Origin of the sequence: Desulfopila aestuarii DSM 18488, assembly GCF_900143695.1 — a bacterium.
GTDB lineage: Bacteria > Desulfobacterota > Desulfobulbia > Desulfobulbales > Desulfocapsaceae > Desulfopila > Desulfopila aestuarii.
Genome location: NZ_FRFE01000003.1, coordinates 173,827 through 191,191, shown reverse-complemented (window position 1 = coordinate 191,191; position 17,365 = coordinate 173,827). Strand labels below are relative to the sequence as shown.

At 49.5% G+C, this 17,365-nt stretch carries 20 protein-coding genes; 10 read left to right on the top strand and 10 right to left on the bottom strand.

The annotated features are described in order from the left end of the window. Nucleotides 1-66 precede the first annotated feature (66 nt). The gene (locus BUF15_RS04395) at nt 67-615 is read right to left on the bottom strand and encodes a hypothetical protein (RefSeq protein ID WP_073612235.1); all 549 of its coding nucleotides are present in this window, start codon (nt 613-615) and stop codon (nt 67-69) included. Between the two features lie 433 nt (nt 616-1,048). Here BUF15_RS04395 and BUF15_RS27015 point away from each other — a divergent pair, with 433 nt between their 5' ends. After that, the gene (locus tag BUF15_RS27015) at nt 1,049-1,222 is read left to right on the top strand and encodes a hypothetical protein (protein ID WP_159441221.1); all 174 of its coding nucleotides are present in this window, start codon (nt 1,049-1,051) and stop codon (nt 1,220-1,222) included. On the opposite strand, the gene BUF15_RS04385 is transcribed toward BUF15_RS27015, so the two are convergent. Together BUF15_RS04385 and BUF15_RS04380 are read right to left on the bottom strand one after the other, a co-directional pair. Beyond that, nucleotides 1,199-1,591 (bottom strand): H-NS histone family protein, encoded by a 393-nt coding sequence (locus BUF15_RS04385; protein WP_073612233.1) that lies wholly within the window; start codon nt 1,589-1,591, stop codon nt 1,199-1,201. The genes BUF15_RS27015 and BUF15_RS04385 overlap by 24 nt on opposite strands. A 439-nt stretch (nt 1,592-2,030) precedes the next feature. Continuing rightward, nucleotides 2,031-3,119, bottom strand: coding sequence for a uroporphyrinogen decarboxylase/cobalamine-independent methonine synthase family protein (locus tag BUF15_RS04380; protein ID WP_073612232.1), 1,089 nt, complete (start codon nt 3,117-3,119; stop codon nt 2,031-2,033). Nucleotides 3,120-3,353: 234 nt separating this feature from the next. On the opposite strand from BUF15_RS04380, the gene BUF15_RS04375 reads away from it, so the two are divergent. Next, complete coding sequence (locus tag BUF15_RS04375; protein ID WP_073612231.1) at nt 3,354-3,635, top strand: hypothetical protein; 282 nt, start codon at nt 3,354-3,356, stop codon at nt 3,633-3,635. A 28-nt stretch (nt 3,636-3,663) separates the two neighbouring features. Here the strand turns inward: BUF15_RS04375 and BUF15_RS04370 are convergent, their stop codons facing one another. The 5 genes from BUF15_RS04370 to BUF15_RS04350 all read right to left on the bottom strand — a co-directional run bounded on the left by BUF15_RS04370 (nt 3,664) and on the right by BUF15_RS04350 (nt 6,654). Continuing rightward, nucleotides 3,664-4,323 carry an alpha/beta hydrolase gene (locus BUF15_RS04370; protein ID WP_073612230.1) on the bottom strand — a complete coding sequence of 220 codons (660 nt, stop codon included), beginning with the start codon at nt 4,321-4,323 and terminating at the stop codon, nt 3,664-3,666. Nucleotides 4,324-4,368: 45 nt separating this feature from the next. Then, nucleotides 4,369-4,986: a plasmid pRiA4b ORF-3 family protein gene (locus BUF15_RS04365; protein WP_073612229.1), complete on the bottom strand. Its 618-nt coding sequence runs from the start codon at nt 4,984-4,986 to the stop codon at nt 4,369-4,371. A gap of 92 nt (nt 4,987-5,078) precedes the next feature. Then, nucleotides 5,079-5,396 carry a hypothetical protein gene (locus BUF15_RS04360; protein WP_073612228.1) on the bottom strand — a complete coding sequence of 106 codons (318 nt, stop codon included), beginning with the start codon at nt 5,394-5,396 and terminating at the stop codon, nt 5,079-5,081. A 2-nt stretch (nt 5,397-5,398) separates the two neighbouring features. Further along, a complete protein-coding gene (locus BUF15_RS04355; RefSeq protein WP_073612227.1) occupies nt 5,399-6,106 on the bottom strand; it encodes a ParA family protein in 708 nt (235 codons plus the stop codon). A 197-nt stretch (nt 6,107-6,303) separates the two neighbouring features. Further along, nucleotides 6,304-6,654, bottom strand: coding sequence for a DsrE family protein (locus BUF15_RS04350; RefSeq protein ID WP_073612226.1), 351 nt, complete (start codon nt 6,652-6,654; stop codon nt 6,304-6,306). Between the two features lie 385 nt (nt 6,655-7,039). On the opposite strand from BUF15_RS04350, the gene BUF15_RS04345 reads away from it, so the two are divergent. Genes BUF15_RS04345 through BUF15_RS04335 form a run of 3 tightly spaced genes read left to right on the top strand, consistent with a single transcriptional unit; the run spans nt 7,040 to nt 9,196 of the window. After that, nucleotides 7,040-7,702, top strand: a complete 663-nt coding sequence (locus BUF15_RS04345; RefSeq protein ID WP_073612225.1) for a hypothetical protein — start codon at nt 7,040-7,042, stop codon at nt 7,700-7,702. Nucleotides 7,703-7,731: 29 nt separating this feature from the next. Beyond that, nucleotides 7,732-7,974: a hypothetical protein gene (locus tag BUF15_RS04340; protein ID WP_073612224.1), complete on the top strand. Its 243-nt coding sequence runs from the start codon at nt 7,732-7,734 to the stop codon at nt 7,972-7,974. A 1-nt stretch (nt 7,975) separates the two neighbouring features. Next, entirely contained in the window at nt 7,976-9,196 is a 1,221-nt protein-coding gene (locus tag BUF15_RS04335) for a lytic murein transglycosylase (protein WP_073612223.1), read from the top strand. Between the two features lie 118 nt (nt 9,197-9,314). On the opposite strand, the gene BUF15_RS04330 is transcribed toward BUF15_RS04335, so the two are convergent. Then, nucleotides 9,315-9,965 (bottom strand): YiaD family glycine zipper/OmpA-like lipoprotein, encoded by a 651-nt coding sequence (locus BUF15_RS04330; RefSeq protein WP_073612222.1) that lies wholly within the window; start codon nt 9,963-9,965, stop codon nt 9,315-9,317. 572 nt (nt 9,966-10,537) lie between these two features. Continuing rightward, nucleotides 10,538-11,923 carry an aspartate kinase gene (locus BUF15_RS04325; protein WP_073612221.1) on the bottom strand — a complete coding sequence of 462 codons (1,386 nt, stop codon included), beginning with the start codon at nt 11,921-11,923 and terminating at the stop codon, nt 10,538-10,540. 1,061 nt (nt 11,924-12,984) lie between these two features. Here BUF15_RS04325 and ndhC point away from each other — a divergent pair. The 5 genes from ndhC (at nt 12,985) to nuoF (ending at nt 17,362) form a co-directional block, all read left to right on the top strand. Further along, on the top strand, nt 12,985-13,344 hold the full coding sequence (gene ndhC / locus BUF15_RS04320) for an NADH-quinone oxidoreductase subunit A (RefSeq protein WP_073612220.1): 360 nt from the start codon (nt 12,985-12,987) through the stop codon (nt 13,342-13,344). Next, the gene (locus tag BUF15_RS04315; protein ID WP_073612219.1) at nt 13,335-13,847 is read left to right on the top strand and encodes an NADH-quinone oxidoreductase subunit B; all 513 of its coding nucleotides are present in this window, start codon (nt 13,335-13,337) and stop codon (nt 13,845-13,847) included. Before ndhC ends, BUF15_RS04315 begins: the two co-directional genes overlap by 10 nt. Before the next feature lie 80 nt (nt 13,848-13,927). Further along, nucleotides 13,928-15,565: an NADH-quinone oxidoreductase subunit D gene (locus tag BUF15_RS04310; protein ID WP_407642596.1), complete on the top strand. Its 1,638-nt coding sequence runs from the start codon at nt 13,928-13,930 to the stop codon at nt 15,563-15,565. Then, complete coding sequence (locus BUF15_RS04305) at nt 15,562-16,068, top strand: NADH-quinone oxidoreductase subunit NuoE family protein (protein WP_073612217.1); 507 nt, start codon at nt 15,562-15,564, stop codon at nt 16,066-16,068. The genes BUF15_RS04310 and BUF15_RS04305 overlap by 4 nt, the downstream gene beginning before the upstream one ends. Nucleotides 16,069-16,081: 13 nt before the next feature. Then, a complete protein-coding gene (nuoF, locus tag BUF15_RS04300) occupies nt 16,082-17,362 on the top strand; it encodes an NADH-quinone oxidoreductase subunit NuoF (protein ID WP_073612216.1) in 1,281 nt (426 codons plus the stop codon). The last annotated feature ends 3 nt before the right edge of the window (nt 17,363-17,365 follow it).

The window sequence follows — 17,365 nt, the reverse complement described above, 5'->3', positions numbered from 1 at the left end:
GCACTGGTAGATGTCGGGTCCTGCGATGATTTTCAAAAGGTGAATATCACCAGCGGCATAGATGGATTATCTCTTGCTTCCACCTCCACCGCCACCACCATTACCGGAGCCCGCACCTCCTCCACTCGATTGGCTGTTGCCTCCCTGGCCTCCTCCTGCGCTGCCGCTATTGCCATTACCTGACATAGTAGACCTTGAAGTCTGATTGTGCACTGCAGCACCAGCCTTGTTTTGCACCTGTGCTGCAGTTTCTGTTGGGATATCGACGCCCTCCGCCTGGGCCCGGGTCTTGATCAGCAGCCGATGTTGGTTTTCAAAACGGTTTTGCTCCTCTGCTGTCTGCAGCTTCTGATATTGGTTTTGGTATTCAGTCAGCTCATCTTCTGTCATTAACTCGGCGCCGTAGATCGGATTTCCTTCACGCAGCCGTAGTTGGTTGTATTGCGGTTCATCTTGATGAATTCGCAATCTATCCTGATCCTGATCCTGCAGGTACTGCGGATCGTCGATGTGTAGTTGTAACCTGTCCTGCTGCTTATCTGCGGCACCGCCAGCTGCGGCCGAAAAAATGATGGCCCCGACAACTGCATGACAAATAAGGGTGACTGATTTCATTGTATCCTCCTGTGAAATGTTGCTTAGGTTCAGGCAGCTACATCGCTGCATGGTTGCTGTTCTCTTAATTTTGAAGACGTAGAAGTCAGGAAAAGGATACAAAAAAAGAGTTGATGTTCATGAAAAGTTTGAGAATATCAACACATCACATGGAAAATAATATTTTAAATGTGCAGCTGGGAACTGATAAGTTTTTCCGTGTCGCGCTTATCATGTTTAACATTTTCTTGGCTATGGATTTGGAATGCGATTTCGGAATTGTTGTCTATTTAACTATGAGCACTGAGCGCACCAGTCCTTTGACGATATCTGTAAAACAGAACGTCTGGCTAATATTCCTGATAAGCTAATAAGCCGCGCCACTATCAGCGCGAAGGCGATGGCAATGGCATGAAAATGGTGTTGATACGAACAGGAAAAGAAGTGGTGGATTATGCTGAAAGGAGAAAAAGCAAAGGCCGATATACGAGGGTTTTCGGTAATTGCTCGTTTGAAAAAGAAGATGAAAACAGGAGTAAAGAAATATCAGGTGGGGCAAAAAGCCAGATATGCTCCACCTGATATTGATGGAAAGTGTAACGAATTATATCAGGAATTTGTCAATTGATTCGCCAGCATCAACTCTCGCCTTGAATACGTTAGGCATACGACCCTGGCCGGTCCAGGTAGTCTTTTTTCCGTTCGCATCGGTAATTGCATATTTGGCAGGCCGGGGAGCTCGTTTTCCCTTTTTTACCGGTGCCTCTGTGACAAGCTCACTTGGTTCGATGCCTTCTGCAGCCATCATGGCACGGATCTTTTCAATCTTTTCAATTTTCTCTGCGTTTTTCAGTTTTTCCTTTTCAGCAGCGGCAATACGATCCTCAATAATCTTTTCCAATTTGGCTTTTACTTCAACAAGCTCCTCAATGCTGAGGCTTTTTGTTGCTTTTTTGAACCGACGAACGTGACCGACAATTTCTACAAAATCTTCCATTGAGATATCCTTATAATGTTTTTGGGTGAATGTTGAGGTCATAAAAGTGTATTTGTCGCTATGAAAGATCGTGGCAGTCAAGAAAAAACCATGATGTACATAGCCAACTCAACGTATTCTATGAAACCTTTATAAAAAAAGAAAGTAAATATGAGGAAATAATAATATAGTTTTTTTCCGGTGCAATAAAAATATTACGATTTGAATGTGGAGAATATTATTTCTTTGGAGGAAAATGGCAGCAATAAAACGGTTGGAAGATAACTCGAATTTCTAACATATTGTATTTGTTCGGCAATGATTTTTCTTCATGCCTTTCAAGTTGTGTGGAAGAAACAAGGAAAGATGCATGGATATTATCAGGCTGGCCAATCTTTCGATCTTTGAAATAACAACGTGATCATTGAAGTCGGTTACCTGAAAATAGAGCGGGAGATTTTCAAGAACCCCTGCTGTATTGGCGGAGGTGGTCCTGGCATTTGGCGGCGACATCCCTGTTCATCTGTAGCACCTTGCCAGCAAGTTCCAGTGTCAACGAACCAGTCCCGCAGGCTGGAGCGATCAGGGTCTGCTCCATGATGCGCTGTTTAGTGAAGCCTAGTGTTGTAAGGGTTTCAAGTTGGTCGAGCCATTTTGCAAACAGGCTGTCACTGTTTTCTTCAGAAACAATGAGGGGGTCGCCGGTTGGAATAATTCCCCAGGCCAGGATGCCGCCACGCTTGAGGAAGGTGGTGAGCTCTGCAGTGTAGAGCGCGATATTGTTGAAATAGCTATAGGCGTCAAAGCTGAGAATATCCGCGCCAGAGTCCAATGCCGGACCCCAGTCTCCATTGGCACAGATATGCACTCCGGCAAGGCCGCCAGTTTTCTGGATCGCCTCGATCACCTCGCCCACGGCACTGGTTACCATTTCCCTCGAAACGCCGGCGAAGGAACTCGAACCAAAGCTCACCATACCAGGTTCGTCAATAAATATGATGGGCGCGGCTGTACCGGTATGGTTTCGCAATTCCATGACCTGCCAGCTTGCTTTAAGGGATAAGAGCTTAATCAGCATGTCGCGAAGGTTGTCGTTGTAAAAGATCGAGTTGCCATGTCGGTCTTTGGTGCCGATACCGGTGGTGACCGGCCCGGTGATCTGGCCTTTGAGGGTGACGGTGCTTTGGTTGCGGCTGATAAGGATATCGAGAAAAGCGGCAAAGCCTGCAGCACTGTCGGCGCCGAGTGCAAAGCGAGAGGTCTTAAGCAGACCGGCGTCTGATTCGGCTAGCAGATACTCTTCGTAGAAGCTGGTCATTTCATCAGCGAAATCCTCAGAGTCGGTATCGATCCAGAAACGTTTTCCCTCGTCTATCAATCCTGGAAAACCTGTGAGAAACTGACGGACCATGCCTTCTTTGTTTCTTTTGGGCAACTGTGGCCATAGAGGGATTTCAGGGGTGTATTTCAAAATCATCTCTGCTGCCTCGGTGTGGTCTTGCAACGGAAGACTGCCTATGAGGATGGGTAAGCATCGTGGTTGGAACATAGGCTAAAGCCTCCTTTTCCTGTTTTCGCCGGGGAATCTGCAAAAGTCTCCACTGTGGGCGTACGTTAGCGAAGACGGGTGCGAAGCTGAAACGATGGTAATATATCTTTTGGCAGAATACATAAAATGGTGTGGTCGTGATGGCAAAGATAGAATAAGCTGAAAATGCGTCACATTTTCAGTATAGCATTGGTATGGCCAAAGTCAAAACAGGACAAATTGCAGGGAGGTCATATGCAGCCGAGTTTTTTTGAACTCTTTTTCTTCTGCTTTCTGCTCATCGCCGCCAGTTATGGTTTGCTGGCCAGCTGGACATCGATCTTCTACCGGAAAAAAGCTGTAGGGCAGCTGCGTGGCAATGAGCTCCGGGTCAAGCAGGGAACGGCCAGTATCGACAACCGGTTGAGTGTATTGGCACGGACCTTCTTTCTCTCATTCTTTACCTATCAAGTGTATCTCCTGGCGCTGGCTTTAAGTGGTGGGATCTATCTCATCTATCAGTTGGCTGGGCGATAAAATTGGTTGCTTGCCCGGATTTGGCAACTTATAGAAGAATATTTCGAATCCAGCTGGAGATGTCTGCAATCTGCTCCGGGCAGACGTTATGTTCCATCGGGTATGACCGATAGTTGACGGAATAGCCTTTTGCGACCAGAAACTGCTCGGCCGTCTTGCCAAGATGTTCCGGAACCACCGGATCGAATTTGCCATGATGGATTTCGATCGGAATCGAGCTGTTGGCCTCGGCGAGGGTGATGGAATCGCTAGTGGCAAAATAGGTGGACATTGCCAAGAGACCGGCAAGCGGTCTGGTTGAGCTGAGACCGGCCTGGTAGGCGACTGCTCCACCTTGGGAAAAACCGGCCAGGATGATCCTGCTGCTCGCGATACCACGTTCCAACTCACGTTCAATCAGTTTTTCTACAGCCGTGGCTGAGGCGAGGAGCTGGTCGGAGTCGACTGTTCGATCGATATCCATTTCATAGATATCATACCAGGCCGGCATGACGTAGCCGCCGTTGACGGTCACGGGGATTGCCGGTGCGTGCGGAAAGATAAAGCGGATCCCTGGCTTTGGTGGCAAATGCAGCTGCGGAACGATCGGCGCAAAGTCGTGTCCGTCGGCACCAAGGCCGTGCAGCCAGATGACGGCCGCATCAGGGGTCGGCCCGGTTTCATGTTCGAGGGAAGGCAAGAGGGGCATGGTTGTGTTCTCCTATTGAGCGGATGGCCGAAGCTGTGAAGATCTTCAGCTCATCTCTCGTATGCTATTGTTGATTGCGGCAGCATCAAAAGATGCTGGGTCAAAAGAAGGCGATATGCCACTTTTGGTCAGGACTCTGTCACGATTGATTTCGGTTCCTGCCAGAGTCCCCAGCAACTCCTGGTATTCATGGATATCTTCTATAACCGGAGGTGGGCAGGCCCTCTCTCCGTCCACGATGATCGGATGCGGGATCTCGGCTGTATCGGGGAAGAGGTGTTCGAGGGTTATTTCACATTCCCATCCACAACCACCGTCATACAGATAACTGAAAATAAAGCCCATCTGCTTTTCAAGTTCATGCAACTTGGTGGCTGAGCTGCTGCGGGAGCTGCCTGTGACGCCGGTCTGTTCGGGGCTATAGAATATTTTGCCCACCAGAAAACGGTAGGTAGCTTCATCCTGCCAGCCAAAACAGTGTTGAATGATGGTATGGAATGTGGCCAGCGAAAGGGTGCCCGGGAGATTGACTGTGCGCCAGATGGGCGGTGACGAGTAGCTGAGTTCAATACGAAGCTGGAAACCCGGAATCTTTTTCTTTTCCTTCTCTGCCGGGTCGGTGCTTTGTCTTTTGCGTTGAAAATCATGCTTGATTACTGTCACTGGTGCCTCCTTCGAAGGTGAATTGACGCCGTGAATTGGGGTCGCTTGCTCAACTGGACTGCAATGTCGCTGTGTTGCCTCTCCTGTTGTTGCTAGCGCGGGTTTTGCTCAAGCCATGCGATTATCATTTCCTCGATAAAGAGTGATTTGTCGAGCTTTTCTCCAGTCTTGCGTCGTTTTATCTGTTCTCCGGCATAGGCCATGGTCAGTCGTTCAGCCGTCTCTTCGCTGAGGAGAAGGGTTTGGCGAACCACGTTGCCGCTACGCGGACTGGGACGTCCGCCCTTGGCGGATGGTTGCAGGATGTTCGGAGAACCATGCTGGTTCTCTAAGTTGACTGTTCCAGCCGCACGTTGAACCGCATCGCTAATATCAGGGATAATTTTCTTTTTCGTTTTGGGGAGGGCCATAACTACTCTCTGGTACAGTTGAGAATCTCAACAGCGATTGCTTCGATGTCTTTTGCTGCGGTCTGGGCCTGACGATACAGGCGGCTGTTGTTCTTTACGCTCTGTCCATATTCTTCAAGGGTTAGACCGTCACGGTTGAAGTTTTCGAATGCGGCTCGGGTTGGCAGGACATTTTGCAGACAATCCACCTGGACAGGCATGATGCTTTTGAAATAGCTGTGGACGTTGCCTGGGTTTGATTGTGGATGAACAAAGGTTGGAACGATTGCAAATCGCGCCCTATTGTTTTTGAGCCCGTCTTGAATTACCGGCCAGAGGTTGCGGCCAAAACTTGCCTCATCATTGGTGGACGTCCGCATAGGGACGAGCACAAGATCTGAAAGGTTTAATGCAAGCTTTGTGGCAAAACCACCAACGGATTCACCGGGCACATCGAGGATCACCGCTTCGTGGTCGGCGGTGATCTCTTCCAGTTTACGGGTCAAGCCTTCAAGATCCATCCCTGCCAATTGGTAGTAGGAGAGGTTTTTCATTTTCCGTTTATTGGCGATTCGCTCACCAATCCAGTCTGCAAGTGTACCCTGACTGTCCAGTTCGACCAGGGCTACCTGGCCAAAGGCATTCTTAAACGCTTTGGAACAGGCAACCCCTAAGGAAAGGGTGGTCTTGCCGGTTCCGCCTTTTGTTTGTACGAAAGAAAAAATAGCCATATCTTGTAATATATCAATCTGCGGATGTGAGAATATGAGTTTGTGTGCCTATACGCCCACGTGTTTAAACGTATAAACATATGGGCTCCGTGACATCTCGAGTATATTGATGTTGCAGGGTTTGCGCAAGGTGGAAAAAGGGGGGAGGGTGAACAATCACGCCGGAAGAGAACCTGCCGGCGTGGAAACGGAATGCATTAGAAGTTGAATACCTTCGATTCTGCCGCCATGTCAATGAGGTGGGGACCGCCATCGAGGGCCATGTTGGTGTGAAACATTGCTTCGTCGAGATTGCGATTTTTTGCACATGGGGTGCAAACGCCTGCCCGTACCTCATTTTCGACTAGATAGGGCAGGTAGTCGTTGACGCAATCTCCGGTAACGGTTTTCTGGCTACCGTCTCGGTCTTTTACGGCCCAATCGACGCCGCTATCGATGAAAAACAGATTGACACTATGTCCTTTCGAGTGGGCGATCTTGGCAAATTGAAAACAACGTGTCGCTTTCTCAAAATTATTGTCGCGCAATACAAACAGAAAACTGGCCATGTGAGCTTCTCCTCTGCTGAGTGGGACGAAAATATGGCAGGACCAACAAAGAGAACGATGTGGTATCCATGCCGATTGACTGGAACTTTTGCTTACTTGAGCTCATACTGCCACAATCAAGAGAACTGGTAAAGGGGATATGCACACAACGGGTGAAATTCGTGAATGAGTAAAAATTGAGAAAATGACGATTGATTGGCCGGCCAACGCGATAAAGGAAAAGGAATGCATAGGCGTGTCAGAGAAGAGATCCGCGTTGTTGGTGCCTTGTGGGTAATAATAGAAATTTTCTCCAGTCGATGGTAAGAATGTGGTAATCGACCGAATCTGATGAAAATGAAATATTGACCTCCATGTCGCTTATGCGGTGGAAAAGGAAAAAAATGTGAAGAAAATCCGCACAGCGAATAGCAAAAAGAGTAGCTCAAGCAATTCATTGCATGACAAATACTGGAAACAGGTGATGCGGTTTGCCGGCAATGCGGAGTGGGGGAAGCTGAGCGACTATATAGACAGCTATCCATGGTTAGCCACTGCCTTCATGGGGACTAAAGTTTTGCCTGAATATCTTGCAGGTGAAAGGGAATATGGCCTCCTCCGTCTCTTATGTAATGTCGAGGAGGTGCCCCCCTCAATTATTGCCAAACTCATCTCCCTTGGCGCCAGAGATTTGGTAGGAAGGGCCTACCTGGAGCGCTTACTGGCCGGGGTTGAGAAGGGGGGCGAATCGACTGAAGAACAAATGTCAGGGGCAGATTCTCCGATAGTCGCTGCAATGGTGCTGGCAACCACCCAAGATCCGGTGGAGGTAATCGAGAGAATGCAGCGGGTACTGGAGCAGGGCGTTCAGGATGAAGATGCTGATCGTAGAGCTCTTGCGGAAAGATGCATCGGCAGATCCCAGATCTTTTATGATCTGCAGCAATTGCTCTATGAGCATGACCGTATAGACCTGTTGTTGGCCTGTCTTGGGAGTAAACAGGTGCTGGAGCAGATGGCGGCAGGAGATATCCTTTCCTTAGCTGATGTGGAAAAAGCCTTGGGTTGAGCTGCTAAACGGCTCATGAAATGACGGGAATGAAAAGACGACCGGTGGCAGTCTGTACAGATTGCATTACCTATTCATTTGATGAAAGTAAAATCGGTTCACGATGCCTGGTGGTAAAGGGTGCGCGAGCGTGTGGCGGTATCCTGGTCGATGCCACTGATCCGATCAACTGGAAGGAATGCAGCGCTTGTGCGGGTACGGGAACGGCATGGGACGGCGAACGGTGTGTTGCCTGCCAGGAAAGCGGCTGGTTGCTGACGAGAAGACGATAATATGAACATGAAACATAACCGCATAGTGAAAAAAATTGTGGCGTTTGGTGGTGCACTGCTGCTGGGCATCTGTGCTGTTTCCGCCGAGGCTAATCAGGATTTTGTCACCTGGTTGAAAGATTTTTATCCTGAGGCAGGCCGAGAGGGAATCACGGTTGCCACCTATAACAATGCTTTTCAAGGGGTGACAGAGCCTGATGACGTGGTCCTTGAACGGGCTGCCTACCAGCCGGAGTTTGTGCAGGAGGTATGGGAATATCTCGATACCCGGGTAAATACTATCTCTGTCAGCAAGGGATTGGAGAAAAAAGAGCAGTTTCAGGCGATTTTCGATCAGCTGGAAAAGCGCTTTGGTATTGATCGTAATATACTTCTGGCCATCTGGTCCATGGAGACCAATTACGGAGCGGTTCTCGAACGACCGGAACGGCTGCATTATGTACCTCAGGCCCTTGCTACATTGGGTTGGGGTGATGAAAAAAGGAGCAAGTTCGCCCGAAACCAACTTGTCGCTGCATTGCAGATTTTGCAGGCAAAAGACATAAACCGCCAGAACATGCTGGGCTCTTGGGCAGGGGCTATGGGGCATACCCAGTTCATTCCCACCAGTTATCTGGCCTATGCCGTCGATATGGATGGGGATGGTCGGCGGGATATCTGGAACTCTGTTCCCGACGCGCTGGCGACGGCGGCCAATCTCCTTGCAAAAAACGGTTGGCGTTCCGGCAATACCTGGGGCTATGAGGTGAAGCTGCCACCAGGAGTGGGCAAATATGCCGAGGAAACCAGAACAATTGGTCAGTGGCAGCAGATGGGGATTACCCGGCCAGATGGAAAACCTTTTCCCCGTCCTGATGAAAAAGCGATCTTGAAAGTTCTAGCCGGGGAGAGTGGGCCGGGGTTTCTCATGGTGAAAAACTTTTTTGTCATCAAGCGTTACAACAATTCCGATAAATATGCGCTGGCTGTTGGTATGCTCGCCGATCATCTCGGTGGTTATGGCGGGTTGAACAAAGACTGGCCTCGACCTGCCGATTCGCTGACTGCGGACGAAAAAATTGAGCTGCAACGCCTTTTGAAGGATAAAGGACTGTATGATGGAGAGGTTGATGGTCAGCTGGGCACAGGTTCACGGGCTGCCATTCGTGAATTTGAAAAACGTGCAGGCTTGCAGGTGAACGGTATGCCTACCCGTACCGTACTGAATGCACTGAGGAAATAACCAGAATTTTTACCCGGCGGCTGGTGAACCAGCTGCTGGCGGATAGGGTAGAATAGACAAGAAAAGCCCCCGACAGCCTTTGAGCTGGTCGGGGGCTTTTTGTTGTATTGATAACGAATTATGCCTGGTTGGGAACGATGATAACCTCGACGCGGCGGTTCATGGCATCGCTGGAGGATATCGGCTGGGATTCACCATAACCATAGCTCTGAATTCGCATTGGGTCGATACCTCGCTGTACAAGAGCGTTTTTCACTGAGTCGGCACGTCGCTGGGACAAATCCATATTGTACTGCTCGGAGCCTCTTGAGTCAGTGTGTCCGGCAACCTGGATGGTGGTTTGCGGGTACTTGTTCAGTACGCCGGCTACACGGTCTATTTCGTTATACGCGCCCGGTTTTAATGCTGCAGAGTTGGTATCAAAAAACGCTTCGCTTTTGAAAGTTGCAGTGAGGACATCTTGTTCGCGGCGGATGCTGGCGGCCTCAGAGTAGCCGATAGCATTACGCAGATCTTGTTCCTGCTGGTCCATATATTTACCGATCTGGTTGCCGGCCAGGCCGCCGATACCAGCACCGATTGCAGCACCGAGGAGGGTTGCCTGGGTGTTTCTGCCTATTGCCTGGCCAAGCAGGGCGCCGGCTGCGGCGCCGACACCAGCACCTACTGCAGTGCCCTGCTGCTGCTTGTTCTGCACGGCGCAGCTGGAAAGACCCAGGGCAAGGGTAACTATGAGAACTTTTGATACATGTGAAACATGGGCGTTCATGTTCTTCTCCTTAATGTTTGGGCGACTGTTGGATTGTGTTTACCTGCCGGAACCACGGTCGTGTGAAAGGCGGGTTATGTCTGAATAGAAACAAAAGAGTGATGGAGACCCTATCGTTTTTTTCAAAATATTCGACTGCTAATTTTGCAGCAATGGCACGATTATATCCTTCCGCTAGAATAAGATCAACTGCTGGAAAGGCAATGTTATTGCAAACAGTTTTGTGGCCGGAGCAGTACATGATCTTTTATGGTTCCAAGTGCATTGGCAGAGGTAAGTATTTAGCTGTTTTCAACTGTTTTAACTTCTTGCTGGTATCGTGCTTTACCACCTAAAAGTAGCGCAGGAAAAAAAAAGACCAGACGATTTAGGGCGATGTCAGGTAGATGCCGAGCAACGTCGGCTGGAAAATATATAATATAGCAACTATTTATGCGGATCAATCAGAAGTGGACGGCAGGAGCTGGTGAGAGGCTTGGGGCAGGCGCACCTTAGCATTAAACAGCACTGCAGGCCTGGTAACCAAGAAGCCACCAGGCCTGTAGGAGTTCCTGTACTTGTCAGGAAGATGTTTACATGCAGAGGGCGGCGTGAAGCGCTTTTTGTGCCAAGGCAAATTGATCGCGCTTGACGACAAACTGCATATTGGTCTGACGTGAGGTCTGCGAGACCGCCAGGATGTTGATTTTGTCATCGGCCAGCGCTTTCGAAGCCTTTGCCATGATGCCCGGTTGGGCAATATTCGAGCCGATGGCGCAGACGATGGCTACCAGGGTGGTATTCACCTGCTCGAAGGTATCGCTCAGTTCGGCAACCAGTCTTGGGCTGCAGTCCTTTTCGGCGATAATCATATCGATAGTGTTGGCGTTGGTGACCTTGGCGATGTAGGAAATCTTATGTTTTGCGAAAATTTGCATGATGCGCAGGTCAAAACCTACCTCGCCTACCATGCGGGTATCGTGTATTTCGAGGCATGCGACGGTACTGGAGCCGGTGACGATCTCCACCATTGAGCTGGGAGCAATGAATTCCTTGGTGATAAGCGTTCCTGGGTGGTCCGGGTCAAACGCGTTTTTTACTCTTATGGGGATTGAGTTGATTTCAAGGGGTTTGGAAGCTTTGGGATGAATTGCTTCCATTCCTACATCTGCCAGCTGGTCAGCGACATCATAATTCGTGTTGCAGACTGGATGAGCATTGGCTTCGCCGACGGTCAGCGGGTCACCTGAGCAGAGGTGGTATTCCTTATGAATGATTGCTTCGGATGCGCCAAGCAATACTGCGACTTTGGAAAAAGTGACCTCCGAATAGCCGCGGTCGAACTCACGCATGATTCCTTCTGTGCCCTTCGTGTAGCCGGTGGCGAAGCAGATGCTGGAAAACGGATCGAGTTCATCGAAACTGTCTTTAATCCGGTCGTCGATGGTCAACTGCCGGCCATCGTCCCAGCCGCTCAGATCAACATAGGTGGTGTTGTAACCACGGTTTTTTAAAATGTTAGCCGAATTGAACGCGCTGTGCATCTCGCCAAGCGAGGCTAAGAGTTCGCGTGCGGCCAGTAGAAGCTCGTCTCTGGAGACATAGCCTGAGGCCAGAACATTGTCCATGCTGCGCAGAATGTTGATGGCCTGATCGATTCTGTCGCCAATAAAGTTGTTCGCCTCATCAAGGTTAAGACCGGCGGGTGCAAAGGATTCGTTGATGTCAAAGAGCCTGTCCCGGAGGGCAAGAAGTTTGATCGGGTAGTTCTCCTGTGCTTCAAAAAGCTTGTAAATACCTGCCTTGCCGGACTTCTTATGCTCAAGCAGTTCGTTGGTCACGCCTGCGTAAGCAGAGACGATATAGACTCTACCGTAAATGTCTTTTTCGTCGCGAAGAATGATATTGTCAATGATTTCAGGAAAACGGGACATGGAAGTCCCGCCAATTTTTTCTACTCGCAGATTATAGGTTCTCATGAGTGGGAGCTTGGGAAAAGGTTATGCTGCTTTTGCACGATATGTGCTCCGGATGCTGCTTCTTAGAAAATTTTCAGTGAAGGAGGTGGATAGGATATGGAGGTTTTCGATCTGTTATTCAGCGCATGGAAACGTATTGAGAAATGGGTTTCCATACCGTGCCTTTACGGACACTTGCCAGGAGAAGATATCCACTCACTGGCTTTACGTTGAAAAAATCAGAAAAGCTGCTGGCTAACTGGTTGAATTGCCGTCTACGTTAGCCATCTTTTGATACTTTCTTTAAGTTTGATTTAATTAGCACATAAAAAAGGATCATTGCAAGCGGTTTTTACTAGTCGTTTCGTTCGATGGAGGAAGTAATATATTAGTTGCTCGAGTTGGTGAAGGGATCGCTTGCTATGGTAACTTTGGTCCGAAATCACGATTGAATACTGTTACTGTAACGAAGGATTTCGACAATAAAATGAGAATCCCTGACAAAATAAACATGAAGATACTGAAGTTCTGTTGATATTCAGTCACCAATATTCGTTGCTACGGGTGTCCTGGATATGCAGTGCCCTTTGTGCGTTGGCCTTGTGCACGAAAAGTGTTGTATTTATAAGGTCTTTTTTGAGTGCCTATTTGTATTTTTTATATACCACGGTTGTGAGCAATTCCATGAGGGCGTAATGTGCAACAAGGTCATAATTGACGTTTACGCACACATTCCGCCTGTCACATAGTAAGGGCCTTGATTCTTGAATTTGTTAAGTTAACAATATGAAAATGTGTTTAAAATGCGTTGCTGAATAAGTGTTGCGAGACGGTGAAGGGGCGGTAACAGTCGGTTAGATCATAATTGCAGTTAGATGCGTTAGGCACATTATGCACATCGGGCGTGTAAAGTTTGCACAGCATAACATATTTTCAGCCTGAATAAGTGGTCGAAAAGACGTTTTGTTTTGCTTGACAATGTCCAGCCGTCCTTGGTAATTGGTGCACACTTGCTACTCAAAACCGGTTGTTGTTCTCAATGAATCCAAAAATGCAGTTGAACGTCGGAGGGATGTGCTCAGATGTCAGCAGAATTGGTTCTTTCCTCGGTAATTTTCTTTGGTCTGGCAGTAATCATTCCTGTAATCATGTTACTCACCGCTGTCTTCGGACCGCGGTCGGGCGGTGTGGCGAAAAATGACGCTTACGAAAGCGGCATTAAGCACGTCGTCGGTATGGCTGACCAGAAATTCAGTGTCAAGTTCTACCTCCTCGCTATTCTCTTTCTCATCTTCGATATTGAAGCAGTCTTCATGTACCCGTGGGCGGTAAGCCTCCGTGAACTTGGTATGTTCGGGTTCCTGGAAATGGTGGTATTTATCCTGCTGTTGCTTACCGGACTTATTTACATCTTAAAGAAAGGGGTGCTCAATTGGCGTTAGGATTGGAAGCCGCTCTCGGCGATTCGGTAATCACCACCAAACTGGATGAGGTCGTCAACTGGGGGCGTCAATACTCCCTGTGGCCCATGGTTTTCGGAACGGCCTGTTGTGCCATCGAATTCATGAGCGCCGCGGCCAGTCAGCATGATATTTCCCGTTTTGGTGCAGAGGTAGTTCGATTTTCTCCACGGCAGGCGGATCTCATGCTGGTCTGCGGGACCATCAGCTATAAACAGGCACCGATTCTGAAACGGATCTACGAGCAGATGCCGGAGCCGAAATGGGTTGTTGCCATGGGTGCCTGCGCCAGTTCCGGCGGCATATATGACAACTACTGTACGGTACAGGGTATTCACACCATCATTCCGGTTGATGTCTATATCTCCGGCTGTCCGCCCCGGCCTGAAGCGGTGCTGGACGCGCTGATCAAGATTCAGGAGAAGATTCAGACGGAAAGCGTGCTGGTTGACAGACATAAAGAATACAGAGGAATCCTTGACTGATCATGAAAGCGACCGCGATAGAGAAGATCTGTAGCAAATTTCCGGGCATTGCTTGCAGAGAGGTCCTGAATTATGTGGAGATGACAGTTCAGCCTGAACAGCTGGAAGAGACCCTCTCCAGGCTCAAGCTGTATCCTGAGTTGAATTTCGGACTGCTGCTGGACATCACCGGTATTGATTATCTGGAATATCCTGTAGCCCAGGATTGCCGTTTCGCAGTGGTATATACCATTCGGAACTGGCGGGACAATATGCTGGTGCAGGTGAAAGTGCCTGTTCCCGATCCGGATAAGGGGGTGCCGACCTGCACCCATCTCTGGAGTTCAGCCAACTGGGCCGAGCGAGAGGTGTATGACCAGTATGGCATTAACTTTATCGGTCATCCGGATCTCAGGCGAATCTTGAACCATTGGCAGTTCAAAGGCCATCCCCTGAGAAAGGATTACGATATCTTCAAAGGGCAGGTCTGCTACGACTCCTACTCCATGGAGAACGAGATCAAGAACCGGTTGTTGGCTAATGGTGTCGATGAGACCACCATGAAAGACATCAACACCGAGATCATGTTCTTGAATCTCGGTCCGTCCCATCCTGCGACCCACGGCGCCATTCGTATCTTTACCGCCCTTGATGGCGAATCCATTCTCGCTAACGTCAACGAGATCGGTTATCTGCACCGTGGTTTTGAAAAGACCGCCGAGAACAGAACCTACAATCAGGTTATTCCTCTGACCGACCGGCTGAACTACTGTTCGGCCATGATGAATAACATCGCCTACGTCAAGGCTGTGGAATCCTGGCTGGGGATCGAAATCACGGAACGCTGTAAGTTCATGCGGGTAGTGATGTCCGAGTTCTTCAGGGTGCAGGATCATCTGGTATGTATTGCCGCCAACCTGGTTGATATGGGTGGCCTCACCAACTATTGGTACCTCTACAACGAAAAAGAGGCTTCGTACGATCTCATCAGCCGTCTAACCGGTGCCCGCCTGACCAGTTCCTTTACACGGATCGGAGGCATGTACCGTGATTTCTACGATGGCTGGGAGCATGACATGGAGGTGCAGCTGAAGGCTATCGAGAAAGGTGTTTCCGACTCGCTGGCCCTGGTGCTGAAAAACCGGATTGTCCACGATCGTACCCAGGGCACATGTAAACTGTCTGCAGAGACGGCACTCTCGTATGGTTTTACCGGGCCATGTCTCAGAGCCAGTGGCGTACCGTTCGATCTGCGCAAGGATAACCCCTACTACAACTACGAATCCTTTGATTTTAATGTGCCGGTGGGTTCAACGGGTGATATCTACGACCGTATCATGGTCAGGTTCGAGGAAATATTTGAGTCGATCAAAATTATCCGCCAGGCCATGAAGCACATTCCTGATGGGCCGATCTTCGTAAAAGATCATAACGCCGTCCTGCCGCCAAAATCTGAAGTCTATAATAATATCGAAGGATTGGCAAATCACTTCAAGTTGATCTTCGAGGGTGTCAAAGTGCCAAGCGGAGAGTGGTATGACAGTTTCGAGGCGGCCAACGGCGAGCTGGGCTTCCATTTTGTGGCTGACGGTTCCGGTAAACCATACAAATTAAAAGTACGTCCGCCATGTTTCTATATAATGGGTGGATTCCATGAGATGGTCGAAGGTGAGATGATTGCCGACGCCGTCATCAATCTTGGGAGTATCAACATTATCGGCGGGGAGTTGGACAGATGAGCGACCGATCAGAGCTGATTATCACAGGGAAACCATTTGCCTTTGATGCTGAGAGGGATGCCGAGTTTGAACGGCTGGTCAAGCGCTACCCCATCAGGGAGTCGATGATTCTGCCGGCACTGTGGCTGACTCAGGAGCAGGAAGGGTGGATAAGTGCCGAGGCTATGGCGTACATCGCTGACCGTATCGGTACCTATGCGTCGAAAGTGTACGAGGCTGCCACCTTCTATACCATGTTCAACCTTGAACCTAAGGGCCAGTACCATATCTGTGTCTGCCGTACGCTATCCTGCTGGCTTAGAGAGAAGCAGGAAATCGTAGACTATCTGGCCAAGGAGATCGGCATCAGGCCAGGTGAGATCAGTGAGGATGGCCGGTTCAGTCTTGAAGAGGTTGAATGTCTGGGACACTGCGGGACAGCACCGGTGGTGCAGTTGAACGGCGAGTTCCATGAAGAGATGGATGTCGACAAGATGAAAGCACTTCTGGCTACGCTGAAATAGGAGGCGAGGGCAAATGGAAGTTAAAATTCTCAGCGAAAAATTCGATATCGAAAACGCCCATCTTCTGGAGGTTGCCAAAAAGCATGGCGCGTATTCGACGCTGGATAAACTTTTTGCAATGGAGCCTGCGGCGGTTACGGAAGAAGTGAAAAAATCCGGTCTGCGCGGCCGTGGCGGCGCTGGCTTTCCTGCTGGCGTAAAATGGGGATTTCTCCCGAAAGATACCGGCAAACCTACCTATCTGGCTGTTAACTCAGATGAATCGGAACCGGCCACATTTAAGGATCGCTATATCCTGGTGCGCGACCCGCACATGTTGCTAGAAGGCATCATTATCTGTTGCTGGGCCATCGGCTGCAATGACGTCTATATTTATATTCGTGGTGAGTACACAACCCAGGTCAAGGTATTGCAGCAAGCGATCGATGAAGCATATGCCGCCGGCTATCTTGGGGATAAAGTGGCGGGGCAGGACTTCCGGGTTGATGTGACCGTCCATCGCGGCGCAGGTGCTTATGTCTGTGGCGAAGAGACGGCCCTGCTTGAATCCATAGAAGGCAAGAAAGGGCAGCCTCGTTCCAAGCCGCCGTTTCCGGCGGTGGAAGGACTTTACAGCAGCCCAACCATTATCAACAACGTCCAGACCATAGCTTCATTGCCTTTTATTCTGACCAACGGTCACGAGGCTTATACAGCTTACGGTACTGAAAAGAGCCCGGGAACCCATCTTTTTGGAATCTCCGGTCATGTGGAAAAGCCGGGCATGTATGAACTTCCTCTAGGTTTGCCGCTTATGGAAGTGATTGACAAGGTGGCGGGTGGTGTCTGGAAAGGCCGCAAATTAAAAGGTGTCATACCTGGTGGCAGTTCGACCCCTGTACTTACGGTCGAAGAGGCTAAAACCGTCACCCTGGACTATGAATCCATGGCGGCCCATAAAACCATGTTCGGCTCCGGTGGCATTGTGGTCCTTGATGAGACAGTCGATTGCGTCAAGCTGGTCGAGAATCTTATCAATTTTTATCATCATGAATCATGCGGCCAATGCACTCCCTGCCGGGAGGGGTTGGGCTGGATGAAAAAAATCACCAAAAAACTGCTTGCCGGGCAGGGGACCTTAGCGGATGTCGACCTGCTGCGCGAGCTCTGTGACAACATCGAAATGAAAACCGTCTGCGTGCTGTCCGCGGCCTGTACGATGCCGGTGCGCAGCTACCTGGATAAGTTCCGGCATGAGTTTGAGGCCTATGCCATTGACAATGTTTCTGCAGACGCCAAGCTGCAGGGGAATTAGGGG